Genomic DNA, 26,697 nt, shown 5'->3' with positions numbered 1-26,697 from the left:
GCACTCAAAAACTTAGAACCTCCAGAAGTCTTTACGTATCTATGTCCGTGATTATTAGCGATGTCGTTGAGCGATTTATCTCCGGACTTGCACGAAACGACGCTTCAGAGACGCTCACCGATGAGATCGAGACAATCCGGGCACTCGAAAGCAACTGCGACACCGCCCGGAACGATGTCATTGCGACCGCGTTCAGCAGCGACGTTCCACAACCACTAGTGTACCGTGAACTCGCTGTGCTGTTGGATGAGCTTGCAAACACGATCGAGGATCTCACAGATCGTATCACGATCATCTCAAGTGAAGAACCTGGGATTGTAACCGAAACCAGCCCAGACCACACTGATTAGCTATCGGTATCTTTCCCTAACAGACCTCTCCCGTTGCAGTTGTTTCCAACAGGACAGTGGGTGTACTGCCAGATTGCATCCACGAGTTGTCGACCATACTGTAGTATCTGCTCCCTGGATAGTACATCCGCCTGTTGTGCGGTGCGAGCCCATGCGGTCAACGCGTGAATCCAGTCGTGATCGTCGTAGACCGATGTCTGGGAGCCACTGATGACGACAGCGTCGTAGCCTCGATCGCGCTGCCCCGGCATTGGTGGCCGCTCGCTCTCGCTGACCTTGTAGACCGCCGTCTCAGCGTCGATCCCGCGGGTCAGGTTTCGTTCAGCGGGTGTGTCGCCGATTGAGGCATCGACGATAGCGATATGCGGATCCATGGGTCTGTGACTACGGCCCGGTTTGGTTGGGGGTCAGAGATTGTGTTGGCCAAATCGTGTGACTGCGGCTGTCGTGTGGGCGTCACCGTCGGGCGTTTAGGGCTCTAGTTCGGCCATAGGTGGCGTGGCGTCAGCGTACTTCTCCTCGAACTCCCGGATCAGTTGGCCGGTCTGGGCATACCAGTCGTTGAGGAGTCGTTGCATCTCGTCGACAACCGTCGTGGGGTCGGTTGGGATATAGACGTGGTAGTAGCCGCCGGCCTCGTAGTTGATCTGTTCTTTCTCTAAAAACCCGGTCTGTAGCAGCCGTTGTACCGACCGGTACGCTGTCGACCGCTCCCGATCGACAGCGTCGGCGACATCGTCAATCGTCAACGGCTCCTCGGCCGCCACAAACGCCTGATAGCACTCCCGGTCAAGCGGCTTCAGGCCGTGAAAACAGGCCAGAAGATCCTCACACTGCATATCTGACCGGAGTTGCTCGGCCATTGAATCGACCATTGTAATCGCTACTACTTGCTGTGACAGCAAAAGTGTTGTGTATAAACCACAATTCTACACACAATTGATTCGATCAGCGTCGGCGACAGTCGTCATTACCACGGTCAGTTTGTCGCCCGCCTCTTCACTCTACGGTTGGCGAAGCGGTCTGGTTCTCCTCCCGCAGTGCGGTGATGCTGCTGTAGACGACCGCCCCACTGACCAACAGTGCTGAGCCGAGGATCAACACCAGGCTCACACGGTTGAGGATCGGCAGCTCGTAGATCTTGCCGATCTCACGGATCGCCACCGCCAGCGCGCCACCGAGCAGCATCAGCCCGAAGTAGACCTTGATCTCCCCCTCGTCGACGATGCTGGTGGCCGCCGAGCCGATCCGCGCGCCGAAGGCGCTCCCGGCCAACAGCGGGACGACGATCGAGAGATCGACCCCGCCGTCAAGCGCATAGAGGAAGCTCCCCAACCCGCCGGAGAAGACGATCTCGAAGAGATCCGTCCCAACGGCGATCGGCACCGGAACGCCGATGAGATAGAACAACGCCGGCATTCGGATGAAGCCACCGCCGACCCCGAGAAAGCCCGACAGCAGCCCGGTTGCAAACGCGACCCCGAGGATCATCCACAGCGAGACGGTGACGCCACCCCGAAGATCGATCATTGGGGGGACGCGGTACGACTGGATCGTTTTGGCGATATCGGGGATGTCGTCGGCATCGGCCGGCTCCTCGGCGGCGTCGTGGTCGATCCCCTCGCCGCCGTCGCCGTTGACCGCCTCGTAGGTGACGAACGCGCCGATCCCGCCAAGCAGGAAGACGTAGGTCACGCTGATGATCGAGCCAGCAAGCCCCAGGCTTTCGAGATGGACGACGATCTCCTTGCCGACCTCGATGCCCGCGGTCGTGCCGACGATCATCAACAGCCCGAGTTTGTAATCAACCTGGCCGAGATCCCGGTGTTTCAGCGTGGCGATCACCGAGGTACCGAACACAAATGCGAGCCCGCTCCCGACAGCCACACGCGTTGGATACCCCATGACCAACAGAGCCGGGGTGACGAGAAACGACCCACCCATCCCGAAGAAGCCAAACAGCACGCCGATCAGGAGACCGAACCCGACGAACAGCCCCACCATCGCCAAACTGAGCCCGAGTAGCTCCATCTTATGTTGTCCTGAGTTGGTTCACAACGCGCTGGCCAAACACATCCTCAACGACACCGTAGACGCCGTAGAGGGCGATTGCCTCTAGCAGCACCGCGCCGATCAGTATCGCGCCGTCGACACTCGCCGACAGCGAGCCAGCCTCAATCATCGCGCTGCACCCCGTTGCTCCGCAGTCTTGTGTGGTTCATACTGTTCTGCTCAGTAGCTCGTAGTCGGAGCAGCGTGATAATAGTTTTGGGTTCGCTGAACAATATTACTAACGCGGCGGCAACGGCTATCCCACGTGAATATCTCCATACGTTATCAAAATACAGCCGCCGCGGCGTGTCGCAAAAATCGGGCTCCAAACCGCCGATCTCTCAATTACGCGCGCTGACATATCTCCCGCTGCCACCGATGTTGGTCGATACCGGTTGTTGACGCCGCGCATCGGGCGAGTGCACAAACCGCTCACAGGCCCGTTAGTCTTGATCAATAGAAACAATATTAAGGATCGGCGGTGTAGCTGCTGGCATGCGCGCGATCTATGCAACCGATCTGTCGGCGGCCAGCGAGGCGGCGATCCACAACGAAACCTGTCTGGAGTGTCTCGAACGCATCGGCGTCGAGGCGATCCACCTGGTCACGGTCATCCCCTCAAATATGCATGCCGGCATGCCGGGGATGAACTTCGAGGAGCGGCGACGCGAGGGGCTCGATCGATACGAGCGCGTGATGCAAGAAGCCGGTTTCAGCACCGAGACCCACGTGGTGCGGGGGACGCCCCACCGCCGAATCAACGGGATCGCCGACGCCGAGCGGGCCGATCTGACGATCGTTGGCTCCCGGGGGCAGAGCCCACTGGCAAACCGTGTGCTCGGCTCGACTGCGCGCAACCTCTCCCGGACGACGGTCGTCCCGCTGTTGGTCAACCGGATCGAACGCGAGGCCGACGACCCCGACGTGCTCCGGGAACACCTCTTCCAGCGCGTTCTGTATGCGACGGATTTCTCGGAGAACGCCGACCGCGCCTTCGACGCGTTTTCCTATCTCCGCCATGCGACTCAGGAGGCCACACTGGTTCACGTCGAATCGCCGAAAGAGCCCGACGAGACCGATGCTGCCGACCAGTTGGCGACACTCGACGGTCGACTCGACCAGTGGGATATCGATACCAACACGCAGGTTCGGGACGGCGATCCGGCCGAGGAGATCCTCGCAGCCGAAGCCGAGGTGACGCCGACGACGATCCTGCTTGGTTCTCGCGGCCAGAGTCGCCTCCGGCGGCTGCTAATCGGCAGCGTCTCCGAGACGATTATCGCCCAAGCGGCGAGTAACGTCTATATGGTGCCGCCGCCGCGAACAGCCTGAGACTCCGGTAGCGACCGATTTGCGGCGTCTTTCTCCCTTCTCAACACGATTTCCCTACGCCAGCGGCCCACGTTTCTGGTACTCTCGCAACACCGCGGTCGCATACGACCCACTCGGCAGCGCGAACGAAAAGGTCAGCTCGTCGGGGTCGACAGCGAGATCGGTACGCACCAAGATCGCCCGCCGGGTTCCACTCGACGTGAACTCCCCCGGCAGCTCGAAGTCGCTCGGCTCGATGCCCGCGTCCGCAAGCACCTCACGTTCGATCTCGCCGGGTTCGCCGTCGGCCAACTCGGTGTCGGTGCCAACCAACGGCGCGGTCACGAACGCCCGGCCACGGTCGCAGTGCCGTTTCAGCACGCTGACACGGGTTTCGCCGACGCGCTGGAGGCGGTCGGTGTCCGGGGCGTACAACCCTTCAGGGGCGTCGCTGTCGACGAAACAGCAGACATCGCCGGCGACCGGACGGTCAAACGGGAGCCCGCGGCGCAGGCGTTCCGAGAGCATGCGGTTGAACAGAGACGACTGAGCAGCGTTGACAAACAGCTGCTGGAGGTTCCAGGGAACGGCTTCGAGCGCGTGCCGGAAATCGGCGGCTGTGGATGCCCCGTCCTCGGCGAGTCGGTGCAGCATCGATCGCTCGTAGCCGAGTTTTCTCGGCACCTCATCGAGGCAGGCCGCCCAGTCGGGATCGCCGCGTTCGGCCTCCGCGGCGACGAACGCCCGCGCCGCCTGCGTTGTCTCGGGTTCGGCTTCAAAGGGGTTGGCGACGTACGACAGCACCGCCTCGCGCCACTCGCCGGCGACGATGTTCAGGCCAACCTCGTGGGTCACCGGCCGGCGACTGCCGAACCGCTGTTGGCCGAACCAATTAGGGATTCCGGCGGTGACGGTGCCGTCAGTGTCGCCGCTCTCATCGCCATCAAAGGCCCGCAGATCGTCGGTGATCCCCTTAACGCGTTCGCCCGCGTTAACCTCGGCCTCCCGAACCCGGATCTGAAACCGGTTCCCGTGAAGGTCGCCAAACGAGATTGGTCGGCCGGTTCGACCGAGCACGTCGATGTCGGCGGCTCGAATATCGCAGGCGGTGAGGGCATCAGGGTCGCCGTTGCTCACGGAGAAGAGCTGTGTCGTCACCGCGTGTTTGTCCTTTGTGCCGGCCCACGAGATCCGCTCGCGGCTGATTTCCAGTACATCCGAGAGCCGTCCGGCGAAATCGTTGGTGTCCCACGACCGCAGCGTCGCCCGCAGCAGGATCTCGGGGTAGGCACCCGGGTCGGCATCGAGCGGTTCGGGTTCGAACTGTTCGATCTCTGTGACCCGGAAATCCGCGGGGTCGACACGGAGTCGCCCGTCGATGCCGTCGGTGTCGCTAACGTAGTAGTCGATGCCGACGGCCTGCTCGATGGGGTGGGCCTCACGCATCGGCGACCACGCCGAGCGATCGGCGGTCATTGTGCATACCTCCGATCAGACGGGCTCCCACATCCGTCTGTCCCTTCGTCGAGAACGGCAGCGTGTGGCGGTAGCGAACCGAGCGATACTTGCGGCGTCACAAGCGAGCCGGGATATGGCAACAACAGAGACAATCACCGCACACGGTCACGAGCACGTCCAGGCGACTCACGAGTCGACCGTCGAGTTCACCAGCGACGACTGGCTGACCCCCGCTGGCGACTGTATCCTCGGGGTTGAGGCCGATCAGGTGCCCGCCGACTTCGATCCGGCGGTCGTCGACGCGGCCCAATCGGCCGACGCCGAGATCACGGTCACCATCGAGGCCGGCGACCACAGCCAGACAATCGCTGGCCGTGGCCACCCCGAATTGACGTTCGACGACGACCGAAGTATGGTCGTCCGCAGCTCAACGTACACCGACGACCGCACAGTTATGATCGACGCCGACGCCGCAGCCGCCGATATCGACCGTGGGTTGGTGGCAGCGCTGGCCGACGGGGCGACGGCGACCGTCGAGTTCCGTGTGCGCTGATCATCGACGACGCCGTTGTTTTACTGCCGGCGACGCTACGCTGCATCATGCCCACACGACGTACGGCCCTTGCCGCCCTCGGGGTATCGGTCGGGCTTGCCGGCTGCCTCGGCGGCCCGCCGGAGCTTGACCCCCAGCTTCCTGGCTTTGAGGAGGCCGAAAACGGCACAGCAGACGGCGAGAACGATCCGTTTGCCGGGGTTGTCTTTCGAGAGCAGACGCTTCAGGACAAGGGCGCGGCCGTCGACTTCGTCGTGACAGCCGAAAACACCGGGACGGAACGCCAGCCGATCACGCTCAGAGCGTTTCTCTATACTGACGACACCAACGAGCCGCTTCGCACGGTTGATCGTGTGTTTGATCTCCGTCCGGGCGTCGAAGAACGGGTCGGTTTCCCAAACGGGGGGATCAAGCTCTCGCCATCGGAGCGTGATCGGCTGACCCGACTTATCATCAACGCCAAGGTCGGCGGTTACGGGGCGAACTTCCAGGAACTCGCTACCTTCTCCGGTGAGGACGTTCGAGCCGTCGGCAGCGACGCGGGCTAACAGTCGGCGTCGCCAACAGGCCCGGAGATCGGCGGCTCGTCGGACTGGTAGTCGACCCCGCTGCCGCCCAGCGGAAGCGTAAACCGATACTCGTAGGCGATCGCAAACAGCCCAAACGGATCGTTGAGGAACCGTTCAACGTCGGTTACCCCACGGAAGACGACACCTGTCCGAAGCTCGATCATCGGCGGGGCACCCTCGGCGGTCATCCCCGCAAGCTCGATCCCGATGGTGCCGGGGCCGCCAAGATTGGTCAACAGCGAGAGATGGACGACCATCTCGATCTGTGGGCCGAGCGTCCCGATGGTGAAGTTGTAGCCGCCCGCCGGAAAACAGGCGTTGCCGCCGGTCGCGTCGGACTGTTGGCGTGGCGTGGTCGGACTCTCTGTGGTCGTGCTTATCGCCGTGGTGCTGTCGGCCCCAGCGATCTCGTCGATCCCGGTATCGGTGACGGCCGCAACCGGGGTTGTGGCAAGCAGCAGGCTCACTACCACCACAGCCGCTACTCGGTGCAGCCTCCGGGGTGCCATACAGTGTACTGTCGCCGCCCGTACAAAAATCTCCTCAGCGGTCGTCGGCGAACAACCCTTCCAGCAGGAAGGTCGCGGAGGTCTCGTTGGTCGCCAGCGGCGTGTCGTGGACATCGCAGATCCGCAACAGCGCGGAGACATCCGGCTCGTGTGGCTGGGCGGTCAGCGGATCCCGCAGGAAGATCAGCCCCTCACAGTCGCCGTCGGCGATCTCGCCGCCGATCTGCATATCGCCGCCGAGCGGGCCGGAGGCCTTCCGTTCGATATCCAAGTCGGTCGCCTCCATCAGGCGTTTACCGGTCGTCCCGGTTGCCATCAGTTCGGCCTCCGAAAGCAACTCCTCGTGGTCGCGGGCGAACTCGATCAGGTCATCTTTCTTTTCGTCGTGGGCGATCAGTGCCAATCGCATTGGTTTGTGCTGTGCCCGCTGGGGGCTTGAAAGTTCGCGGTGTTACTCGAAGATCGCGTCAAACGCACTCGCGCCCAGCGGATCGAACGTGCCGGCGGCGACGTTTTCGGCGACGTGAGCCGGCGATGCCATCCCGACCAGTGCGGCCGTCACGCCGGGCGCGCTCCGGGCGAAGTTGATCGCCCGCTGGGCGGTCGTATCGCCGGCCAACTCCGCGGCGATCGCCGGCGGCAGCGACGTTGCCAACGCGCCTTGCCCAATGCTTGCGCTGGTGACGACGTGGAGACCGACAGCGTGGGCGTACTCCAACACGCTGACCGAACCCTCCTCATCGGCGTCGGGTGGGGCCGGCTGGGTCGCCCGCCTGAAGGCATCGGCCATCTCGACGTTGAACGGGAGTTGTAGTACCTGAAGCCCGTGGTCGTCGACGCCGACGGTCTCGGCGGCTTGCGCGGCTCGATCCAACAGCCTCGGTAGCGAAAGATACTGCTCGGCCCCTGGTTCGACCCGAAACGCTTCCCATGTTGCTAGCCCGTAACAGCCGATATCGCCGGCCGCCCGGCGACGCTCCAGCAGCTCGAAGGTGGCTTCGAGACTATCGTAAACCGCCTCGGGGTCGCGGTCGAGCAGTTGTGTTTCAGGATTGTGGACGTAGTAGCAGTCGATCGCCTCAACGTCGAGATTCGACAGCGACCGGTCGAGTAGGTGGTCGATGACGCCGGCTTCGATGCTGTGGCTGCCACGGACAAGCGTCTCGGGGTCGACGATTTCTGGCTCGACATACTGCTCGCGGATATATCGCCCCGGATCGTTGGGTCCGTCGTCGTCGAAAGGGAGAAACCCACCTTTTGTGGCGACGACGATCTCCTCGCGGCTGACAGCCGTTGTGTCGATTACGTCGCCGACGACACGCTCGCTTCGCTGACAGCGGTAGTTGATCGCCGTATCGATCATATTGATCCCGTTGTCGAGGGCGGTGGTGATCGCCTTGCGGTAGTCGTTGTCGACGGCGTCGGTTGGCTCGCCGAGATAGGTACCGATCCCGACTGAGCCGGCGACGCCGGGCGGGAATCGCCGGAAGTAGGTGCGGCCAAAGCTATCGCCGAAGCGGTCTCGATAGTTCCACGTCCCGCGTTCGGTTGCCATACCTCCGCTTTCGGCCCGCGGCGAATAAGCGTCGGGATCGGCGTCACCGTGTGGGTGTCACCTTTCGGTTGCGGCTGGTCACACATCCCCCGAGAGTGAGGCAAAGATCTCCTCGATGAGTCGATCCCGGTTCATCGCCGGCTCTTGGTCGGTTTCGCCGCCATCGGTGACCTCAGTTTGGGGGGCGATCTGGCCGCCGCCCATCCGGGCGTGGCCGCCGGCACTCGCAGTTGGGGCGTCGGTGGTCGCCTGCTCTAAGGCTCGGCCCATGTGGACGCGATCATCCCGCGAGCGCCCCGAGAGGTGGATCGTCCTCTCGCGTTCGCCGATGACGACGACCGCGGTGATCCCCTCCAGCCGAATGAGCTCGTCGGCGGCCTGCGGGATCGCATCGGCGTTGGTGACGGTACCGACATCTGAGACCGCAAACGAGCCCTGAGTCTGGCGACCGGCAATCGCTCTGGCCTTGATTTCTAACACTTCGGCGTCGACCTCCGGATTGGCGATGCGGTCGAGTTTGTCCTCGTCGACACCCGGTTGGAGATAGGCGGCGGCATCGAAGTCGGCGGCGGCCGCGCCGACGGTCAGATGTTGGGTGTCCGCTAAGATCCCATACAGCAGGCCGGTCGCGGTAAACGATGGAACGACCCGGCTGGCGTTGGTCTCGCTGGCGTGTTCGCCGGCCGGCACCGGCACCGCGTCGATATCGCTGAAATACTCGGCGACAATGCTTGACGCCGCGCCGTAGTCGGTACGCACATCGGTAAACTGCTCGCCGCTGCCGTCGCCGGGGTGGTGGTCGACGACCGCCAACGGGAGAATCCCATCACAGCCATCGAAGCCGCGGGGCTCGTTGTGATCGACGAGGATCACATCCTCGGCGGCCAACTCGGTGACGTGGTCGACAGCGTCGATATCGAGTTCGAGGACGGTTCGGAACGCTCGGTTTTCCTGATGGCGGATCTGACCGGGATACTGGATCGTCATCTCGGTGTCGACCTGCTCGCCGAGGGCGGCGACACCCATCGCCGCCGCCATCGCGTCAGGATCGGGGTTTGGGTGCATGAGCACGACCGCCGCCTCGCGGTCGGCCACCAGCTCGCTGAACCGCTCGCCGGGGGTCGTCCGCAGCCAGCGGTAGGCTGCTGCCGCGCCCCCAGCGATGATGACGAGGCCGATCGCGACGAGAACCGGCCGGCTCTCGATTACGGTCGCGATCGCTGAGACCGCGCCATCGATGGCCACGAACTGCTCCATACCACGCCTAACTGGGGCCGTCATCAAGAACGTTCGTGTGGCTTCGGTCGACTGTTGGCAACGAATTTGGGCGGCGATGACGACGCCGGTGGCTTACTCCGCGGTGTATGTGTCGACCGCGTCCAGATACCCCTCCCGGAAGGTTGGATACGTGAACTCGTAGCCGAGGTCGTGTAGATAGTCGTTCCCACAGCGTTTGCTTGTCAGCACACGACGGCGACCCGCCGCTGAGAGGTCGCTTTCGGCAAGTCGTTCCGGCTTGGTTTGTTTGGGCGGCTCCGGGACGCCGCAGGCGTCGGCCAGCCAGTCGGCAAACGCCCATTTGTCGGCCGGCTCGTCGTCGGTCACGAGCACCACCTCATCGCGGGCACGGTTCTCGGTCAGCAGAAAGGCGACCGCGCCGGCGGCATCAACGCGGTGTACCATGTTGAGATAGCCCGCCGTCACCGGCCCCTCTAGATACCGTTCCAGCCGGTAGCGATCCGGCCCATACAGCCCGGAAAACCGCGCGACGGTGCCGTCGATCCCGTTTTCGGCGGCTTCTTGGCGGGCGATCCGTTCGGCCTCGACGAGCACCTCGGTTTTGTCGGTCGTTGGCTCCAGCGGTGTCTCTTCGTCGACCCAGTCGCCGTCGTGGTCGCCGTAGACGCCCGTACTGGAGGTGTAGACGAGGCGATCCGGTGGCGACTCACGGACACCGTAGTTGTCGATAGCGTCGCCCAGCGCGTCGACGTAGATCTCCCGGGCCGCCGCGGCGTCTCTGCCGCCGGAGGAGGCGGCGAAAACGAGCCAGTCGGCGTCCGGTAGGGCGTCGATCTCGTCGGGGTCGGTAAGATCAGCTTGGTGGGAGGTGAAGCCGGCCGTCTCGATGGCTTGCTGGCCGGATTCGGAGCGACGGACGCCGGTTACGTCGTGACCCGTCGCGGTGAGCTGCCGGCCAAGTTCGATCCCGATGTAGCCACAGCCGAGAATGACGACCTGTGCCATCTCAGGCCTCCAGCCGCTGTTCGATCACCGATTGGATTGCCGCGAGTTCGGCCAGCGTCATCTCGATCCGCCCCTCGATGGCCTGCTGAACCTCCTGGCCGGTGAGATCAGCGTCAAGCTCGGCGGCGACGGCGTCGACATCGAGAACGGCTGTCGTCATCCCCATCAGCAGGTGATCTCGGGTCTCAAGCACGATCGCCTCGGCGTCGGGTGCATCGTCGTCGAGGGCGGCGATATCGGCCGCCTCGGTGAGTGTCAGATCGTCAGTCTCGCCGTTGACGACGGCCTCGATCGTGTCGCCGTCAAGATCGGTGTCGGCGACGGTGGTGTCGACGCCGACCGTCTCGACGACGCGCTGGAGACACTCCTTGTAGGCGGTGTGGAGTGCGCTCGGAGAAAGATCGGCCGTCTCCTCAGCAAGCGTATGAAGCATACCGTCGGTTGCGGTGCCGCCGGCAAAACCCTTGCCGCTCGTGTGGGTCGACGGTCGCGTCTTTACAGCAGGCTCGCGCCGTCGAAGTCGGTGCGGTCGTAGTCGATCTCCATCAGCTCAAGAATCGTCGGCGCGATATCGTAGAGGTCGGCATCCTCGATGGTTGCGTCATCGTCATCGATGAACAGCGTCGCGTTGTCGAAGCTATGCATCCCGTTTCGGGGGCCGGTGTCGAAGACGTCGTCGTGGCCCGAAAACCCGGATTTGAGGTCGAAGCCGTGGTTCGGGATCGCCACGAGATCGGCGGCGATATCGTCGTGGTCGCCGCGGAAGGCGTCTTCCTTCTCGACGACGCGCTCACAGACCGGCGTGCCGTCAGGGCCTTCGAGAGCTTCAAGCCGGGATTTGAGATCCTCGCGGACGGCTTCATACTCGGATTCGGGAACGCTGCCGCGGGGCTCTCGACCTTCGAGGTTGATGTAGAACCGCCCGGGGATCAGGGAGTAGGCTGTCGCGTCGGCGGCGATATCGCCGAGTTCGCTGTGGTCATCATCCTCGTAGGACAGCAGGCCTTGCTCCTTGAGCCACGTGTTGCAGTGTACCTCATAATCGAGGCTGGTAAAGCCGTGATCTGAGGCGACCACGAGCGTCACGTCATCCGGCAGCAGTTCCCGGATCTGGCCGAGATAGTCGTCGAGTTGCTCGTAGAACTCGAAGAAGGCCTCCCTGTTTTCGCCGTCGTGTTCGTAATCCTTGAACAGGAAGTGGTTGATCCGGTCGGTCGTCATGAAGACGCCAAAGAAGAGATCCCAGTCGTCGGCCGACAGATACTGCTCGAAGGCATCAAACCGCCGATCCATGGTCTTGTGAGCGTGGTCGACGAACTCGCCTTTGTCATCCTTGTGGCCGAGTTTGGCGTTGACATCGATGATGTAGTCGCCGTCCTCCAGCGTTTGGGTCAGCTCCTCGGGGTGGCTGGCCTTCCCAACGCTTGGCGAGAGAAAGCCCGAGACCATCCGCTGGACGTTCCGCTGCGGCGGGAACGTGACAGGCACGTTCATCACGGTCGCCTTCCGGTCGGCGTCGGTAACCCGATCCCACAGCCGGGTCGCCTGGACATCTCGGCCCATCGGGACGTAGGTCTCATAGGAGCCGTTTTCCCGATCCTGAAAGCCATACACGCCCGTTTCGCCGGGGTTGACGCCGGTCGTGAGGGCGGGCCAACAGGCGCTCGATTCCGGCGGGACGATGCTGTCGATCGCGCCACCGGCACCCGCCTCACCAAGGGCGGTCAGATTCGGAAACCGATCGCTGTGCTCCGCAAGCAGACTGTACGGCACGCCGTCGATGCCGATGAACGCAACGCGGGGGCCGTCGTCACCGCGTAGCCGTTCGAACAAACCCATACACAATCTACTGGTGAGTCACATAAGAAGGTTCAGTTTTCGGCCCATTTGGGCCGCTGTCGGTGACGCTGTGGCGGTGGAGGCAAGTACGCCGAGCTCTGAGTGGGCGTGTGAAGGCCTACCAGCAAAAGCAGCTCCTCGAACGGATCGGCCGCGACGGGGCGACGGTCGGCCACCAGCTCCCCGAGGCCATCGAGATCCAAGGGGAGACAATCGATCTCCAGGCGTTCGTCTTCGAGATCAAGCGCCGGGAGACGATCCCGCCGGGCGAGCGCGACCGTGTCGAAACCGCCAAACGAAACCTCCGCCGCGCCCGCATCGAGCGTGTCGAGCAGATCGAAGACGGCGCGATCAGCTACGAGGACGGCGTCGAGCTTGCCGATGAGATCGTTGGGATCGACCGCGCGCTCAACGCCCTCGATCAGTTGGAATCTGTCGACCTCGAAGCCGAAGCCCAGCGACAGGATGCCGCCGACCGGAAGCGATGGACGCGGTTTCTCCGCAAAGCGTTGGGCCACGACGACGGCGACCGCAGCGGCCCGCCGCCCGGAGCTAAGTAGCCGGCGACCCAACCACCGATATGCGCTCTAACGACGCGGTCGCCCGCCTGCTCGTTGAGTTTGCCGACCGCCTCGAAGCAACGGGTGTCGAGTATAAGCCAAACGCCTACCGCCGGGCCGCAGAGAACGTCGCCGACTACCCGGAGCCGATCGACCAACTAGCCGAGACCGGCGAGGATGCCGTCGCCGAGATCGACCGCGTTGGCGACGCGATCGCCTCGAAGATCGTCGAATACGTCGAAACCGGCTCGATCGACGAACTCGAAGACCTGCGTGACTCACTGCCCGTTGAGATGGCTGCCCTCACCAGCGTCGAGGGTGTTGGCCCGAAGACGGTCGGCACCCTCTATGAGGCACTGGGTATCACGACGCTTGACGAACTGGAAACCGCTGCCGAGGCCGGCGAGATTCAGGAGGTCACGGGCTTCGGCGCGAAAACCGAACAGAACATCCGTGAGAATATCCCCTTTGCCCGCCAGAGCCAACAGCGCGAACGACTGGGTGCGGCCCGCCCCGTTGCCGACGACCTATGTGCGTATCTCGACACACTCGACACCGTCGCCCGCGTCGATGTCGCCGGCTCGATCCGCCGGTGGAAGGATACCATCGGCGACGTGGATGTGCTTGTCGCCAGCGATGACAGCGAGGCGGTCGTTGCGGGTTTCACCGAGTGGGGCGACGCCGACGATGTGATCGAAGCCGGGAGCCACAAGGCCAGCCTCAGAGCCGACGGCGTTCGGGTTGATCTCCGCGTTGTTGTTCCCGAGGAGTTTGGCGCGGCGCTTCAGTATTTTACCGGCAGTAAAGACCACAACGTCCGGCTTCGCAACCGAGCGATCGCCCGGGACTACAAGCTCAACGAGTACGGTCTCTTCGATATCTCGGATCTCGATACCGATGCCGCCGATACCACCTCCGACACCGCAGACAGCCAACGTGGTGGCGTCAAACTCGCCGGCCAATCGGAGGCCGCGATGTACGCGGAACTCGGCTTGGCGTGGATCCCACCGGAACTCCGCGAGGATACCGGTGAGATCGACGCCGCCGCCGAGGGTACCCTTCCGACGCTCGTCGAGACCGGCGACATCAACGGCGATTGCCACACTCACAGCGAGTGGTCGGACGGCGGCAACTCGATCGAGGAGATGGTAGCGGCCGCGGCCGACCGCGGCGACGACTTCCACTGCGTGACCGATCACGCCACCGGCCCAGGGATCATCGAAGGGATCGGACTTGACGACGATGCCCTCCGCGAGCAGATGGTAACAGTCGATGCAGTCGCCGCAGACAGCGACATCACCGTCTTCCACGGTGTTGAGACCAACATCGCGGCCGACGGCTCACTGAGTACCGACGATGAGCTACTGGCCGAGTTGGATATCGTCGTTGCTTCCCCGCATAGCGCGTTGGATCAGGATACCGACGCGGCGACCGACCGCCTCTGTCAGGCGGCAACGCATCCCTCAGTCGATGTGATCGGCCATCCGACCGGCCGACTGCTCAACAGCCGCGCCGGCCTCTCTGTCGATATGACACGGCTGGCCGAAACGGCCGCTGCCGCCGACACAGCACTCGAAATCAACGCGACTCCGGCTCGCTTAGATCTCGCCGGTGAGGCTGTCAGAGCCGTCGTTGAGGCCGGCGGCACGGTAGCGATCAACACCGACGCCCACAGCCCAGCCGAGCTCGACAATCGCCGGTACGGTGTGAAAACGGCCCGCCGTGGGTGGGTTGAACCGACCGATGTGCTGAACGCGAAACCGAGCTCGGAGCTACGAGCGTTTCTGCATTAACGGGGTTCCCAGGCGTCACAGGACTCCATGTCGTCCATGAGTTCGTCGTGGTGGGCACAGTAGGGTTTGATGCCGCTGTCAGTGCGGACGTATTTGAACTGCGCACAGCTCCCGCAGTAGCGATCGATCGAATTCTCACCTTCGGGCTCATCTGATCGTCCGGATGCGGTGGTTGTCGGCCCGCGGCTGGCTTTCGGCGACACCCGGTCGACGCCGCTGTTGGTCGTCGATCTGGACTGGTCGGGTGTCGACGACTGTGTCGCCGATAACGCCGTCTCGGTGGTCGTTGTCGACGGCTCGGTTGTGGCTCCGTCGGTTTCCGTTGTCGCCTGCTGCGTCGTTGTCGGCTCGTCCAGCGGCGAGGCGAGCCGCTCGGTCGTCGCACCACCGTCGCTGGTGGCAGCTGCTCCGCCGGCCGGTGCCGATCCCGGCGCGTTCGTCTGGGTTGCCACATTGCCATCTGGATCGGTGCCAAAAAAGCCGACGCCGCCGAGACCGCCGAAGCCATCGCCGCTGTCATCGTTGTCGCCGTCGCCTTGGCGGGTGATGTTGCGGATCTCCATCCGTACCGTTCCGCCGGGGTCGTTGCGGGTTTTGAAGTTGGCAACGCCGGTGAACAGACACCAAAACGTCGTCAGCGTGCCGAGAAAGTAGACGCCCGCGGTCGGCAACGTCAGATTCGGGCCGCCTGTCGCACAGGTGTTGCCGATCCACTGACAGGGGTAGGCGTAGGCGAACAGCGCGACGCCGAACACCGCGATCGACGCGCCGATGAGCGCGGCCCCCCGCGTTGTTCGGCCGGCCGGCAGAATGGTAACGATCCCAAGAAAGACTGCCGGGACGCCGATCCCGCCGAGGACGCCGGCGAGCCAGCGAGCCTCACCCAGCGAGTAGCCTTGGGCGGTCAACAGCCCCGAGCCGGCGGCGACGATCCCGGCGACGACGAGGATCGCGCCAACACCGAAGAGGCCGACACCGAGATACAGCCACCCCCGCCCTCGCTGGTCGGCGACAGTCCCCGAGTAGGCGTCCGAAAGCGCGGTCATATCCCTGTCTACGCGGGCCCGGTACAAAACAGTACGTCAGACAGATCACCTACACCCGGCGTAAGCGCCGGGGTTTGTCGGTGGAACTCCCGGTCTACCCGCGTGATGCGGTGGGCGTGGAATCGCCACTCCCGGTCACTGTCCCCGACTTCAGGGCAAGGTGATTGGTCGCCCCTCCAGCACCAGAATTACGCCGGTTCTGGAGATACCGCGCTGCAATGTTTCGTGCTGCGTTGTAATCGCTGTGTAGCTCCTTGCCGCACTTTTGACACACAAACTCATCCCCGTCGCGGTTCTGCGTGTGTGTGAACCCACACTCGGTGTGACTGCACTGCCGACTCATGTAGGCCGGGTTTACCATCTCGACGGTAATTCCCTCAGCTTTGGCCTTGTAGGTGATTTGCTGAGCAAGCTCACCAAAGGCCCATTGCTGGAATTTGCTCAGGTCGGCAATCCGCTCGCGGATACCTTTGAGATCTTCCAGTACGATTGTATCACACCTATTGGTGACGGCCTCCAGCACTACTTCTTTCGACACCCGGTGTAGGTAGTCCTCACTCCAGTTGGCGAATCGATCACCAATTGACTGAATCGTAAGGTGTGCCGACCGTGTACCTTTCTGCTGCAGCTTCCCACGTCGCCGTTCGTATTCGTGGCGTTTGTGATTGAACAGGTCGGCATTGCCGATGAACACACCGGAGCTAGTGACAGCGAGATACCCGTCCACGTTGCGATCGACGCCGAGCACTGTTCGGCCCTCGGCTTCTGCCTGCGGGTCGTCACGTTCCTGCTTGACTGTGACGTGGAGATAATAGGTATCTGATTGTCGGTCGTAGCGGAGCTTCGCCCCCTTGTTTCTCCCACTCATCCGACTCCATGTATTCGGCTTGGATGGAGTCGTCGGGATAGACGTATTCGGCAGTTACTCGACCACCGCCGTAGGCGGCCAGCGTACAATACCCATCAAAATAGCTGATTGCATTGGTATTGTAAACGGTCGTGTTCGACGTGAACACTGGTTTGGAAACTGGGTCATCGTTGTCGTCGTCCTGCATCTGCTCGACAGCCCCACGGAGTGCTGCGGAGGCATGATTCGCGGCTCCGACACAGAGGTCGGCGTGCAGGCCAGTATCCTGCCGAATCTCGTCGTAGACAAGCGACTGGACGTGAGATCGAGATGTGATTACGTAGCCGTCGTCGTTCCCTTCCCAGCCGCGATTGACGAACCGCTGGGCGGCGTTCCTGAAGATGTCCATTGTTTCCTTCAGGTTGCCCCGGCGGTCATCGGGGACTGCGAGTTTCACGACGGCGGTACGCTGAATCTCCATCTATAGTCCACATGTGGAGTTATGTATTTATAAACATCTGGGAGCTGGTTGGCACGGAGTGTACCGATAGATTGGTTCTCATGGCGCGATTCCCGCCCGCCGTGAACGGCGGGACTCCCTCGCTGTATTAGGTGGCGTCCAGCATAGCTGCCCGCTGTCGGCGGTTCCGACGGGCTAAGACGATCGAAACGATTAGGAACACACCGGTCGAACGCACGGTTATGTCAGATGGAGACGACAGCGACGACGAGTCGACGCCGACGGTACAACTCGGCGACGGCCGTGCCGTTGAGGGCGCGCCGATCGCCCGTGTCGCCGCCCGGCTTGCGTGGCCACAGACAAAAAGCGATATCCTCGAAAAGTTCGGCGACACCGACATTCGGACGCCTGACGGCCCCCAGTCGCTGGCAACGATTCTTGAATCCGTCGACGACACCTACTTTGACCGCCGGCAGACGTTTGTTGCTGCCGTCCGCGACGTGATCGGCCGCGAACCAGTCGCCACCGAATAATACAGTTCGTTCGACGCCCTGACCACCCTGCTTTTGATCTCCCCGATCCAACCATATATATGACGCTGCCTATCGACCCCGCAGCTATCGATCCCGCTGCGTACGGCGAACAACAGGCAACCCTGCAGATGGAACACGAGACAGCCATCGAATATGTCCGTGAGGTTTGCGCTGACAACGGGTTTGGGGTCCCTGTCGAATTTTCGCCGTCGGAGATGCTCAACGAGAAGGTTGATGCTGACCGCGATCCGTATTACGTGCTTGGAGCCTGTAACCCGGCAATGGCCGACCGCGCGCTCGATGCGACCGATAAGCGAATCGGCGCGCTGTTCCCCTGTAACATGATCATTTGGGAGGAGGAGCCGGGTGTCCAGCGCGTCTACCATCTCAGTATCATGAAGATCGCCCGCCTGCTCGGCCTCCCAACCGATGATGAAGCCATGGACGACATTATCGCCGACACCGGCGAGATGGTCGAAGCGGTCTTTGCGGAGCTTGACGGCGACACCTGAGTCGGCTACCCGAAGGCGTCGAGACCCGTTTGCCGCCCGGCCGCAAGCGTCGATTTCCGCCGCAGGTCAGCAGGACTCACCGGGAGCTGTTCGGCGATCCCAGCGACAGCATCGTCGAACGTTTCGCTTTCGGCGTGGTCGCCATCGAAAGCATGCCGGATCGCTTCCCGCACCTGCCAGACGCCGACCGGCCCCCAGTAGTCCTCAGAGACGTGCCGGAGGACGAGGGCTTTCGCCTGTCGGCCGATCGAATCCAGATATTCGAGGACGGCCAACCGCGCGGCGTAGTACGCCCCTGCTGTCTCCTCGACGTAGCCGGTGTGGCCCTCGCTGCCCTCGTAGTCGCTGGCGAGCCAGACGCCCGCGGTCGGATCGGGGTTCCAGACGCTGCCGGGAGCTTTGAGCTCGACGAGCTCGAACTCCCACTGGCCCGGTGCGAGAATGATCCAGAAGCTGTTGCCCAGATACTCGTTGTGCCAGACCGACACCGTGTCGACGCTCGTTGCGTTGCGCTGTTTGCCCCGCACGTACTGGCCGACCGTGTCGTCGACGGCGGTGATCGACCACCGTGTCGGCACGAGCCGGCGGTTCTCTTGCTGGCCGAGCGCGCCCGCCGAGAGAATCGTATTGATCTCGTAGACGTCGAACCCGCGGTTGTAGAGGTAGTTCATCGCGCCACCCGCCCGCCAGTCGTCGTCTTCGAGCGTCTTTTTGACGGGTCGTGGGACGTGGGGGTTCTCGGTCAGCGTCGCGTCGTTGGCCCGCGCCCGTGGCCCGGTCGGCGCCGACACGTCGTCGACGCTGTCGGCGAGATCGAGTTCGGGCGAGCCGTCGAGACCGACTTCGATCCCGACCGGGCGATCCGCGAGGGCAACCTCCCGTTGGACGCCCAGAAACCCCTCCCATGTATCGTGGACGTTGGTTCCGACGGGTGCGGTCTGACTCGCGTTGAGCAGGGAGGTTCGGCGCTCGAACACGTCGCCGATGCTGACGCCCGCTTCGTACCACGCGCCGTCGGTGACGAACTGCCCGGCGTCGCTTTCGTTGCCGACCGGCGACAGCAGACCCGTCGAAACCTCGGGGTATCCGGTGCGGCCGACGAAAATGGACGGTGAGACGCTGCCGACGGCGTCGCCGCCGCTGATGTCGGCGAACTGGTCGTCGACGCCATCGAGTCGGTCGAGGATCTCGTAGGATTTCTCGCCGGCGAGGCGGCGACGCTCGGCGCGCTCGTTTTTCTCGATCTCGATGAACTCCGAGAGCCGCATCTATACGAAGTTGGCATATCGGTCGGCTTGAATATTCGGTCAGTCAGTGAACTCGTGTCCAGCTACGAATCTGCTGTATCGTTTTGAAAGCCCTCGTCGCTCTCGGCTCCCGGGACTCGCCCTTTCAGTCCGCCAGGGAGGCAGCTGATTGGCCAGCCGATCCACTTGCCTGCTTGTCAGACCGAATACTGCTGCGAAAACAGACTCAGTCGTTCAGGTGGGAATGCCCATCGCCTCGATCTGCTCCTGATACCGGTTGCGGATCGTGACCTCGGTCACCTGGGCGACATCGGCGACCTCGCGTTGGGTCTTCTTTTCGTTGCAGAGCAGCGAGGCGGCGTAGATCGCAGCGGCGGCGAAGCCGGTCGGCGATTTGCCGGAAAGCAGGCCCTGCTCGGCGGTCGTGTCGATGATCTCCTTGGCTTTGGCTTGGACTTCTTCGCTGAGTTCGAGTTGTGAGGAAAAACGGGGAACGTACTTCTTCGGGTCGACGGGTCGCATTTCGAGGCCGAGTTCCTGGGAAATATACCGGTATGTTCGGCCGATCTCCTTGCGTTCGACACGGGAGACCTCGGCGATCTCTTCGAGACTGCGCGGAATCCCCTCCTTTCGACAGGCGGCATACAGGACGGCCGTCGAGACGCCCTCGATGGAGCGCCCACGGATCAGATCCTCGTTGAGCGCGCGGCGATAGATGACCGAGGCAACCTCACGTACCGAGCGGGGAACACCGATCGCACTCGCCATGCGGTCGATCTCGCTGAGCGCGAACTGCAGGTTGCGCTCGCCGGCGTCCTTCGTGCGGATGCGCTCCTGCCATTTCCGCAGACGATGCATCTGGCTCCGCTTTTCAGAGGATAACGATCGGCCGTAGGCGTCCTTGTTCTGCCAGTCGATGGTCGTCGTCAACCCCTTGTCGTGCATCGTCTTCGTTGTCGGTGCGCCGACACGGGATTTCTCCTGTCGTTCGGAGTGGTTGAACGCCCGCCACTCGGGGCCGCGGTCGATCTGATCTTCTTCGAGAATGAGTCCGGTCGGCTCATGGATGAGCTCATCGTCGGCCGTGCGCTTGACCTCGTCAGGATCGACGTTGTCGAGGTCGATCTCCTCCTCGTCGGCGGTCTCCTGACGTTGGGGCTCCCGGTTGGATCGCTGGCGGCTGGACCGTGTCATTACACTTATATGGTTGTCGACTGATTGTATATAAGGATTGTGCATGTGATGAAGTCACATCCCGTAGATATGTTATCGAAACCCCAAATTTTTCTACCGAGAGCGAACTATCTTTTAGCCTCCCAGTCGATCCTCCAGCCATGCCGACGATCACCTGCGATCCTGATGCGGCAGCCGACCGACTCCGCGCGGCCGGCGTCAGCGTCAAGACGGGTAATACCGATCACGAACGCTGGCGGGCCGAACGCGGCGCGGCCGTCGCCGTCGCCTACGACGACAAGGTCGTGGTACAAGGCGGGAACCCGGCTGAACTGACGCTGCTGTTGGAGGACGGCGGCGGCCGCGCCCACGTCTACTTTGATGGGGCCTGCCGCGGCAATCCTGGCCCGGCAGCGGTCGGCTGGGTGATCGTCACCGGCGACGGGATCGCCGCCGAGGGTGGCCAGCGGATCGGCGAAACGACAAACAATCAAGCCGAGTACGCGGCGTTGCTCCGAGCGCTTGAGGCCGCCCACGATTTCGGTGCCAGCGAGGTTGATATCCGCGGCGACAGCCAGCTGACCGTCAAGCAGGTACGCGGCGAGTGGGACACAAACGACCCCGAACTTCGGGAACAACGTGTCCGCGCCCGGGAACTGCTCACCGACTTTGACCGTTGGTCGATTGCCCATGTCCCGCGCGAAATAAACGAACGCGCCGACGAACTCGCAAACGAGGCCTTCGATGACTGACACAGATTCAACAACCGATACCGAACCCGACGATGCGGCACCGCTTCCGGAGGCGGTCGTCGACGACGCCGAGCGGCTGACACGGTTAGCCCGCCAGGCTCCCGATGCGGCTGAAGCAGACGCCTACCGCGCCGACCGGGCTGAGACAGTTGCCGCTCACGACTACACGGCTCGCATCCGCGAGGACGACGACACGCTCGTCTTGTATCCTGACGAGTGGATCGAGGACGGAACGGTTCAGTTAGACCGCATCGACGACACCGACCGCGCCGTTGAGATCCCGCTTTCGGGGTCGGGCGACGACACGTGGGCGACGGTTGAAGCCCACAACGCTGCGCTTGTCGACGCCGTCGATGACGCTCACGGGTCGATGCATGCGGCCAACGCTCGAGCGTTTGCGGATTTTATGGGAAATCACTACTGTCGTCGTGTCGAAACCGCAACAGCCGACGAGCTTGCTGAGTTTTATGCGGAATACTATCGGCGAAACGTCTGGGCCTCGGCTGATCAGCAGGCGGCGTTGGATGCCTCTCTGAAGTATGTGTTTGCAGCCGCCGACACTGAGTGCCCGGAGTGGTCGACGAAAAGTAGTGATGAGTGACTGTCGGTGACGATCTACTGATCGATCAGCGCACGCACGTCGTCGGCGCGCTCGTCGTCGGTAACGAACTTCGAAAGCGTCCACTCGAACTGGTCGAGGATCGCCTTGTAGCCGGCATCGGTGAGCTCGTACTCGTTTGTTCGCTTGTCGAGTTCGCTTTTTTCGACGAGGTCGTCCTCGACGAGGTCGTCAAGGTTGGGGTAGAGTCGCCCGTGGTTGACCTCTGTTCCGTAGTAGTCCTCAAGTTCCCGCTTGATCGCCAGCCCGTATCGTGCCTCTTCGGCGAGGATTGCGAGAATGTTCTGCTGAAACGCGGTGAGATCCCGCACTTTGCCCGAACCGTCGCTGATTGATTGTGCCTCTGACATCATACATTGATATGTCATGTGTCTACTTAACCGTTTGGAAAATCGACAACTTCCCCCGCGGTTCGTGTTACAACTCGGCGGTATAACTCAAAAATAGCGCCGTGTATTGTCCAAATCTTCGTTTCTAATCGCTTGCAGCCGCACCATCGATGCGTATGTTTGTTTCTGACTGACAACGACAGATATCGCTCCAACTGGTCTCGTGTGGCTCATGTCTCCCGCGTATATCTGTGTTGTGTCGCATGCGATATGCGCATGGGTAATTATTTGTTGGTGTGGCGACTAGCGGGTCGTACAATGAGTGCCAGTCCCGACTCACTCGGCATCCAGCATCTGACGGTCGTTCCGACAAACTTCGATTCGGCGACCGCCGAGCAGTCACAACCGAAAGGCGATGCCGAGGACAGCGACGACACCAAGCAGTCGTGATCCCACGATCCGCCCGCTCGTGCCGACGCCGCTCCCCGGAGCCAAACGCATTTTATCCCACCACCGTTAGCTACTGGTAATGGCCAACTGCGACGAGTGTGGTGCCGACGAAAACATGCCGTATCAGTGCAAGCGGTGTGGCCACACCTTCTGTGCCGACCATCGACTCCCGGAAAACCACGACTGTCCAGGGCTGGGTGACTGGAATGATCCTGACGGCGTCTTCGATAGTGGGTTCGACGACTCCGTCGAGAATCAGGGTGGTACGTCGAAAGCCTCGAAGCTCATCGACAAGATCAGCAGCACCGGCGGCCCGCTGGGCTACTTCCGTGGCAACGCAGCCTACACCCTGTTGGGGTTGATGTGGATCACTTTCCTCCTGCAACAGCTTGTCGGCGTCTTCGTCGGCCCTCGCGCCTACGTTTCGTTGTTTACGTTGTCGACGGCCAACCCCGAATACCTCTGGACGTGGGTGACCTCGATCTTCTCACACGGCGGGCTCTATCACCTTGCGGCCAACAGCATTGTCCTGTTTTTCTTCGGCCCGCTGGTCGAACGCTACACCGGCTCGAAGAAGTTTGTCGCCCTCTTCCTCGCTGCGGGTGCGCTCGCCGGGGTGGGACACACCGGCATCTCGCTGGTCATGGGTGAGACCTCCCGTGTACTTGGGGCCAGTGGCGCGGTCTTTGCGATCATGGGCGTGCTTACGGTTCTCAAGCCGGATCTCAAGGTGTTGTTCTTTGTGATCCCGCTTCCGCTGTACCTCCTCACCGGCGGGTTCGCGCTCATCTCGGTGCTCTTCTTTATCAACCCCGGTGCGGCCGGCTCGGCTGGGATGGGTAACGTCGCCCACTTCGCCCACCTCGTCGGCCTCGTGATCGGCCTGTGGTACGGCCGCCAACTCAAAGGCGAGGTGCAGGTACCAAACCAACTCCAGTTCGGTGGCGGCCCCGGCGGGCCAGGTGGGCCGGGCGGCCCGGGTGGCCCTGGCCGCGGACGCTTCTAACCGTGGAGCCCGTTCGTTCTGCACTTTTCCCGGACGCGTCACTGTCGCAGGAAGGGATGGAATCGCTGCAGCGCGAGATCGCCGACAGTGCCGTCTTCGACGACGAGTTCGACTTCGACCCGACCGCCGTACAGAGTCCCGCTGACTCATCACAGCAACAGTTGACTGCTCCTGCAAGCGACACCGACAGCGACGGATCGGCCCCCAGCGACGCGCCGCTCGCCGCCGGCGTCGATCAGGCGTTCCTTGACGAGCGGGCGATCAGCGCGGTCGTTGTGTTACAGGCCGGCGAGGTCGTCGAACGAACGCACGCCGTGACCGAACTGTCGATTCCCTACATTCCGGGGCTGCTGGCGTTCCGTGAGGGCGACCCTATCGTGGCGGCACTCGAAACGCTGGACTGTGAGCCAGATCTGCTGTGTTTCGATGGCAGCGGCCGAATCCACTACCGACAGGCCGGCCTAGCGACCCATCTCGGCGTCGTCTTCGACACACCGAGCGTCGGGATCGCCAAGAACCTGCTCTGTGGGACGCCCCGCGAGTCGGTCGACGGGCGGCCCGCCGGCTGGCGCACGCCAATCGCGGCCGACGATGCGGTCGACTGCGCCGATGGCACCCTCATCGGTCACGCCTATCAGTCTCGGCAGTACGAGTCGTCGGGTCGCCATATCAATCCGCTCTACGTCAGTCCGGGCCACCGTGTCGCCGCCGAGACGACCGTTGATTTCGTCGCCGCGCTGTGTAACGGCTACAAGCTCCCGGAGCCGACGCGGCTGGCTGACAGCTACGCCGACGAAGTCAAATCCAAGCTGTTGTGAGCGACGGCAGCGGCCCGAAAAAGCCGCATAATTAACTCCCCCGACAGCAACGTGGACGTGTGCACCCGAAGACGGTACTCATCACCGGCTGTTCATCCGGGATCGGGCGGGCGACGGCGTTGGCCTTCGCCGCGGAGGGCTGGACTGTTTATGCGACCGCCCGCGACCGCTCGGACATCGAGCCGCTGGCCGACGCCGGCTGTGAGACCGCTGAACTCGACGTCACCGAACAGGATGATATCGATCGCGTTGTCAACCGCATTCTCGACGAGGAGGGCGTCATCTCCTGTCTCGTCAACAACGCCGGCTACGGCCAGTTCGGCCCCGTCGAGGATGTGCCGACCGAAAAGATCGAACAGCAGTACGCGGTCAACGTCTACGGACCTCACCGCCTCATCAAGAGCGTCCTTCCGCACATGCGCCGGGAGGAAGACGGGACGATCATCAACGTCTCCTCGGTCGCCGGCCGCGTCGCCTTCCCCGGTGGCGGCGTCTACTGCGGCTCGAAATTTGCGATTGAAGCGATGTCCGACGCGCTACGCGCTGAGGTCGAACCCTTCGATATCGATGTTGTCGTCATCGAACCCGGGCCAGTCAAGACGGGCTTTACCGAGCGTGCCGACGACGAGGTCGACGGCATCGACCGCTCGGGGGCCTACGAGGCGTTTTACACACTGTTCGACGATACCCAAGCCATTGGTGGCGACGGCCCCGGATCGGTCGAGCCGGAGCGTGTTGCCGAGGATGTCGTTGACGCCGCCAGTTCGACCAAGCCGCCGGCCCGGATCCCGGTTGGGACACTCGCGTCCGCTTCCGTTCTTGCCCGGTTTATCCCCGACAGCGCGCGCGACTCGCTGTGGTCGTGGTTACAGCGACTGAGCTGAGTTAGTCGAGACAGGCCGCCACGACCCGCAGTGCCGCCTCCCCACGGACTTCATCGGCGAGCAGCGGCACACGCTTGACCGTTCGATTACGAAAGAGATCGGTCGCCGCCTGCAAGGCATCCTGCTGGACTTGCCACCGTCGCTGGCAGAACTCACAGTCTTCGAGGTTCGGCGTCACGATCCACTTGGGGTCGATCTCGGCGTCGGTGATGTCGTCAACGCTCTCCATGACGCGGTTGACCACCAGCGTCTGTACCGGAATCCCGAACTCACCGAGGCGGTCGACGAGTCGTCCGGACTCGACGACGCTCATCTCCTCGGGGATCATCACAACCCGGAAATCCGTCTGCTCGGGGTCGCGTAACACGGCCCGCAGGCGTTCGATCCGGTCGCGGAGTTCGTCGAGATCGGCCGACGGCTCGGGGTCGTCGTTCCCGCCACCAAACATGCCCTTGAGACCGTCGACCATCCCACTCATGCGCTGGCGGATGCTCATCACGCGGCCGACCATCGAGTCCATGATCTCAGGGAGTTGGAGCAATCGGAGGGTGTGACCGGTCGGGGCGGTGTCGACGATGACACGGTCGAATCTGGGATCATCAAGATACTCCAGCAGTTGTCGCATCGCTGCGGCCTCGTCGGCCCCGGGCATCGAGCCACCCATGCCCAGCATCGCGCTGAGGCCCCCCTCGTCATCCTCGCTGTCGCCCATCCCGCCGAGCATATCGCCCATCGGGCTGAGCTGGTCGCCGAGGTCGCCCATCCCGCCGAGCGGGTCGTCATCGGCACCGAAAACGCCCTCGTCCATCGCGTCGTCGGGGTCGATCTCGGCGGCCCACAGCGGGATCTCATCGCGGATGCGGGTCGGTCGCGCCGGAACCTCGGTGTTGAGGGTGTCAGACAGCGAGTGGGCCGGGTCGGTCGAGACGACAAGCGTCGCCGCGTCGCCGGCCGCACTCGTTAACGCGGTCGCGGCGGCCATCGTCGTCTTGCCGACGCCGCCCTTGCCGCCGTACAGCACGTACTCGGGGGCGTCGACACCGTCCGGAAGATCGGTCGTTGTCGCCGTAACCTCGACCGCTGTGTCATCTGTTTCGACGGCAACCGACTCGGCCGTTTCGTCGCCCTCGTCGTCGACTTCCTCGACCGCCTCGACATCAATATCGCTCATACCCGCCTCCAAACAGCGTGGACTTGTGTAGCCGTCGGTCGGGCACAGGTGGCGACG

The 26,697-nt window shown here is 62.7% G+C and carries 32 protein-coding genes and 1 pseudogene; 14 read left to right on the top strand and 19 right to left on the bottom strand.

Translation table 11 applies throughout. From position 1 onward, the window contains the following. Positions 1-350 (top strand): annotated as a pseudogene (locus DP106_RS12335) (DUF47 domain-containing protein); the annotation flags it as partial. Here DP106_RS12335 and DP106_RS12330 read toward each other — a convergent pair. The 4 genes from DP106_RS12330 to DP106_RS15915 all read right to left on the bottom strand — a co-directional run bounded on the left by DP106_RS12330 (position 347) and on the right by DP106_RS15915 (position 2,532). After that, positions 347-724: a type 1 glutamine amidotransferase family protein gene (locus tag DP106_RS12330; RefSeq protein WP_120085717.1), complete on the bottom strand. Its 378-nt coding sequence runs from the start codon at positions 722-724 to the stop codon at positions 347-349. The pseudogene DP106_RS12335 and the gene DP106_RS12330 sit on opposite strands and share 4 nt — an antisense overlap. 96 nt (positions 725-820) lie before the next feature. Next, the gene (locus tag DP106_RS12325; protein ID WP_120085715.1) at positions 821-1,225 is read right to left on the bottom strand and encodes a helix-turn-helix domain-containing protein; all 405 of its coding nucleotides are present in this window, start codon (positions 1,223-1,225) and stop codon (positions 821-823) included. Positions 1,226-1,349: 124 nt separating this feature from the next. Beyond that, the gene (locus DP106_RS12320) at positions 1,350-2,381 is read right to left on the bottom strand and encodes a sulfite exporter TauE/SafE family protein (protein WP_120085713.1); all 1,032 of its coding nucleotides are present in this window, start codon (positions 2,379-2,381) and stop codon (positions 1,350-1,352) included. Position 2,382: 1 nt separating this feature from the next. Then, positions 2,383-2,532 carry a DUF7512 family protein gene (locus DP106_RS15915; RefSeq protein WP_165857886.1) on the bottom strand — a complete coding sequence of 50 codons (150 nt, stop codon included), beginning with the start codon at positions 2,530-2,532 and terminating at the stop codon, positions 2,383-2,385. Between the two features lie 365 nt (positions 2,533-2,897). Between DP106_RS15915 and DP106_RS12315 the strand changes: the two genes are divergently transcribed. Continuing rightward, a complete protein-coding gene (locus tag DP106_RS12315) occupies positions 2,898-3,734 on the top strand; it encodes a universal stress protein (RefSeq protein ID WP_120085711.1) in 837 nt (278 codons plus the stop codon). Between the two features lie 54 nt (positions 3,735-3,788). Here DP106_RS12315 and truD read toward each other — a convergent pair whose 3' ends face one another. Then, the gene (truD, locus tag DP106_RS12310) at positions 3,789-5,189 is read right to left on the bottom strand and encodes a tRNA pseudouridine(13) synthase TruD (protein ID WP_120085709.1); all 1,401 of its coding nucleotides are present in this window, start codon (positions 5,187-5,189) and stop codon (positions 3,789-3,791) included. A 115-nt stretch (positions 5,190-5,304) separates the two neighbouring features. Between truD and DP106_RS12305 the strand changes: the two genes are divergently transcribed. Further along, the gene (locus DP106_RS12305) at positions 5,305-5,724 is read left to right on the top strand and encodes a DUF371 domain-containing protein (protein WP_120085708.1); all 420 of its coding nucleotides are present in this window, start codon (positions 5,305-5,307) and stop codon (positions 5,722-5,724) included. Positions 5,725-5,771: 47 nt separating this feature from the next. Then, positions 5,772-6,272, top strand: a complete 501-nt coding sequence (locus tag DP106_RS12300) for a hypothetical protein (protein ID WP_120085706.1) — start codon at positions 5,772-5,774, stop codon at positions 6,270-6,272. Here DP106_RS12300 and DP106_RS12295 read toward each other — a convergent pair. From DP106_RS12295 to DP106_RS12265, 7 genes are all read right to left on the bottom strand, one after another. Next, a complete protein-coding gene (locus tag DP106_RS12295; RefSeq protein ID WP_133305139.1) occupies positions 6,269-6,802 on the bottom strand; it encodes a DUF7332 family protein in 534 nt (177 codons plus the stop codon). The two genes, DP106_RS12300 and DP106_RS12295, sit on opposite strands and share 4 nt — an antisense overlap. Positions 6,803-6,836: 34 nt before the next feature. Continuing rightward, positions 6,837-7,211 carry a methylglyoxal synthase gene (locus DP106_RS12290; RefSeq protein ID WP_120085702.1) on the bottom strand — a complete coding sequence of 125 codons (375 nt, stop codon included), beginning with the start codon at positions 7,209-7,211 and terminating at the stop codon, positions 6,837-6,839. Positions 7,212-7,253: 42 nt separating this feature from the next. Then, a complete protein-coding gene (locus tag DP106_RS12285; protein ID WP_120085700.1) occupies positions 7,254-8,357 on the bottom strand; it encodes an aldo/keto reductase in 1,104 nt (367 codons plus the stop codon). 78 nt (positions 8,358-8,435) lie between these two features. Then, a complete protein-coding gene (locus DP106_RS12280) occupies positions 8,436-9,614 on the bottom strand; it encodes a DHH family phosphoesterase (RefSeq protein ID WP_120085698.1) in 1,179 nt (392 codons plus the stop codon). A gap of 93 nt (positions 9,615-9,707) precedes the next feature. Continuing rightward, positions 9,708-10,601, bottom strand: coding sequence for an SDR family oxidoreductase (locus DP106_RS12275; RefSeq protein ID WP_120085696.1), 894 nt, complete (start codon positions 10,599-10,601; stop codon positions 9,708-9,710). 1 nt (position 10,602) lies between these two features. Then, on the bottom strand, positions 10,603-11,034 hold the full coding sequence (locus tag DP106_RS12270; protein WP_120085694.1) for a DUF5791 family protein: 432 nt from the start codon (positions 11,032-11,034) through the stop codon (positions 10,603-10,605). Positions 11,035-11,096: 62 nt separating this feature from the next. Next, positions 11,097-12,440, bottom strand: a complete 1,344-nt coding sequence (locus DP106_RS12265) for an alkaline phosphatase family protein (RefSeq protein ID WP_120085693.1) — start codon at positions 12,438-12,440, stop codon at positions 11,097-11,099. A gap of 110 nt (positions 12,441-12,550) precedes the next feature. On the opposite strand from DP106_RS12265, the gene DP106_RS12260 reads away from it, so the two are divergent. Both DP106_RS12260 and polX read left to right on the top strand, forming a co-directional pair. Further along, the gene (locus DP106_RS12260; protein WP_120085691.1) at positions 12,551-13,000 is read left to right on the top strand and encodes a DUF5788 family protein; all 450 of its coding nucleotides are present in this window, start codon (positions 12,551-12,553) and stop codon (positions 12,998-13,000) included. Between the two features lie 20 nt (positions 13,001-13,020). Further along, positions 13,021-14,793 carry a DNA polymerase/3'-5' exonuclease PolX gene (gene polX / locus DP106_RS12255; RefSeq protein ID WP_120085689.1) on the top strand — a complete coding sequence of 591 codons (1,773 nt, stop codon included), beginning with the start codon at positions 13,021-13,023 and terminating at the stop codon, positions 14,791-14,793. Here polX and DP106_RS12250 read toward each other — a convergent pair. The 3 genes from DP106_RS12250 to DP106_RS16110 form a co-directional block, all read right to left on the bottom strand. Further along, positions 14,790-15,839, bottom strand: coding sequence for a DUF7139 domain-containing protein (locus DP106_RS12250; protein ID WP_120085687.1), 1,050 nt, complete (start codon positions 15,837-15,839; stop codon positions 14,790-14,792). The genes polX and DP106_RS12250 overlap by 4 nt on opposite strands. A 94-nt stretch (positions 15,840-15,933) precedes the next feature. Then, entirely contained in the window at positions 15,934-16,707 is a 774-nt protein-coding gene (locus tag DP106_RS16115; protein ID WP_205738937.1) for an RNA-guided endonuclease InsQ/TnpB family protein, read from the bottom strand. Then, a complete protein-coding gene (locus DP106_RS16110; protein ID WP_205738936.1) occupies positions 16,619-17,167 on the bottom strand; it encodes a hypothetical protein in 549 nt (182 codons plus the stop codon). Before DP106_RS16110 ends, DP106_RS16115 begins: the two co-directional genes overlap by 89 nt. A gap of 221 nt (positions 17,168-17,388) precedes the next feature. Between DP106_RS16110 and DP106_RS12240 the strand changes: the two genes are divergently transcribed. Together DP106_RS12240 and DP106_RS12235 are read left to right on the top strand one after the other, a co-directional pair. Beyond that, the gene (locus DP106_RS12240; RefSeq protein ID WP_120085685.1) at positions 17,389-17,679 is read left to right on the top strand and encodes a DUF5789 family protein; all 291 of its coding nucleotides are present in this window, start codon (positions 17,389-17,391) and stop codon (positions 17,677-17,679) included. Between the two features lie 59 nt (positions 17,680-17,738). Continuing rightward, on the top strand, positions 17,739-18,191 hold the full coding sequence (locus tag DP106_RS12235) for a DUF302 domain-containing protein (protein ID WP_120085683.1): 453 nt from the start codon (positions 17,739-17,741) through the stop codon (positions 18,189-18,191). Between the two features lie 5 nt (positions 18,192-18,196). On the opposite strand, the gene nreA is transcribed toward DP106_RS12235, so the two are convergent. Together nreA and DP106_RS12225 are read right to left on the bottom strand one after the other, a co-directional pair. Then, positions 18,197-19,459 carry a DNA repair protein NreA gene (gene nreA, locus DP106_RS12230; protein WP_120085681.1) on the bottom strand — a complete coding sequence of 421 codons (1,263 nt, stop codon included), beginning with the start codon at positions 19,457-19,459 and terminating at the stop codon, positions 18,197-18,199. Positions 19,460-19,672: 213 nt separating this feature from the next. Next, positions 19,673-20,632: a transcription initiation factor IIB gene (locus DP106_RS12225; RefSeq protein ID WP_021040652.1), complete on the bottom strand. Its 960-nt coding sequence runs from the start codon at positions 20,630-20,632 to the stop codon at positions 19,673-19,675. Between the two features lie 140 nt (positions 20,633-20,772). Here DP106_RS12225 and rnhA point away from each other — a divergent pair, with 140 nt between their 5' ends. Both rnhA and DP106_RS12215 read left to right on the top strand, forming a co-directional pair. Beyond that, complete coding sequence (rnhA, locus tag DP106_RS12220; RefSeq protein WP_120085679.1) at positions 20,773-21,363, top strand: ribonuclease HI; 591 nt, start codon at positions 20,773-20,775, stop codon at positions 21,361-21,363. Then, on the top strand, positions 21,356-21,964 hold the full coding sequence (locus tag DP106_RS12215; RefSeq protein WP_120085677.1) for a DUF7108 domain-containing protein: 609 nt from the start codon (positions 21,356-21,358) through the stop codon (positions 21,962-21,964). Before rnhA ends, DP106_RS12215 begins: the two co-directional genes overlap by 8 nt. 14 nt (positions 21,965-21,978) lie before the next feature. On the opposite strand, the gene DP106_RS12210 is transcribed toward DP106_RS12215, so the two are convergent. Next, positions 21,979-22,332 (bottom strand): PadR family transcriptional regulator, encoded by a 354-nt coding sequence (locus DP106_RS12210; RefSeq protein ID WP_120085721.1) that lies wholly within the window; start codon positions 22,330-22,332, stop codon positions 21,979-21,981. A gap of 297 nt (positions 22,333-22,629) precedes the next feature. On the opposite strand from DP106_RS12210, the gene DP106_RS16425 reads away from it, so the two are divergent. From DP106_RS16425 to DP106_RS12195, 4 genes are all read left to right on the top strand, one after another. After that, entirely contained in the window at positions 22,630-22,761 is a 132-nt protein-coding gene (locus DP106_RS16425) for a hypothetical protein (protein ID WP_276310089.1), read from the top strand. A gap of 79 nt (positions 22,762-22,840) precedes the next feature. Further along, a complete protein-coding gene (locus DP106_RS12205; RefSeq protein WP_120085676.1) occupies positions 22,841-23,767 on the top strand; it encodes a rhomboid family intramembrane serine protease in 927 nt (308 codons plus the stop codon). 56 nt (positions 23,768-23,823) lie between these two features. Next, positions 23,824-24,585, top strand: coding sequence for an endonuclease V (locus DP106_RS12200; protein WP_120085674.1), 762 nt, complete (start codon positions 23,824-23,826; stop codon positions 24,583-24,585). 59 nt (positions 24,586-24,644) lie between these two features. After that, complete coding sequence (locus DP106_RS12195; protein WP_120085672.1) at positions 24,645-25,469, top strand: SDR family oxidoreductase; 825 nt, start codon at positions 24,645-24,647, stop codon at positions 25,467-25,469. A 1-nt stretch (position 25,470) separates the two neighbouring features. Here DP106_RS12195 and DP106_RS12190 read toward each other — a convergent pair whose 3' ends face one another. Next, the gene (locus tag DP106_RS12190; RefSeq protein WP_120085670.1) at positions 25,471-26,640 is read right to left on the bottom strand and encodes an ArsA family ATPase; all 1,170 of its coding nucleotides are present in this window, start codon (positions 26,638-26,640) and stop codon (positions 25,471-25,473) included. Positions 26,641-26,697: the final 57 nt, after the last annotated feature.

The organism is Halonotius pteroides, assembly GCF_003605635.1.
GTDB classification, from domain to species: domain Archaea; phylum Halobacteriota; class Halobacteria; order Halobacteriales; family Haloferacaceae; genus Halonotius; species Halonotius pteroides.
The sequence above is the reverse complement of the archived record's forward strand: the minus strand, read 5'-3'. Positions and strand labels throughout refer to the sequence as shown.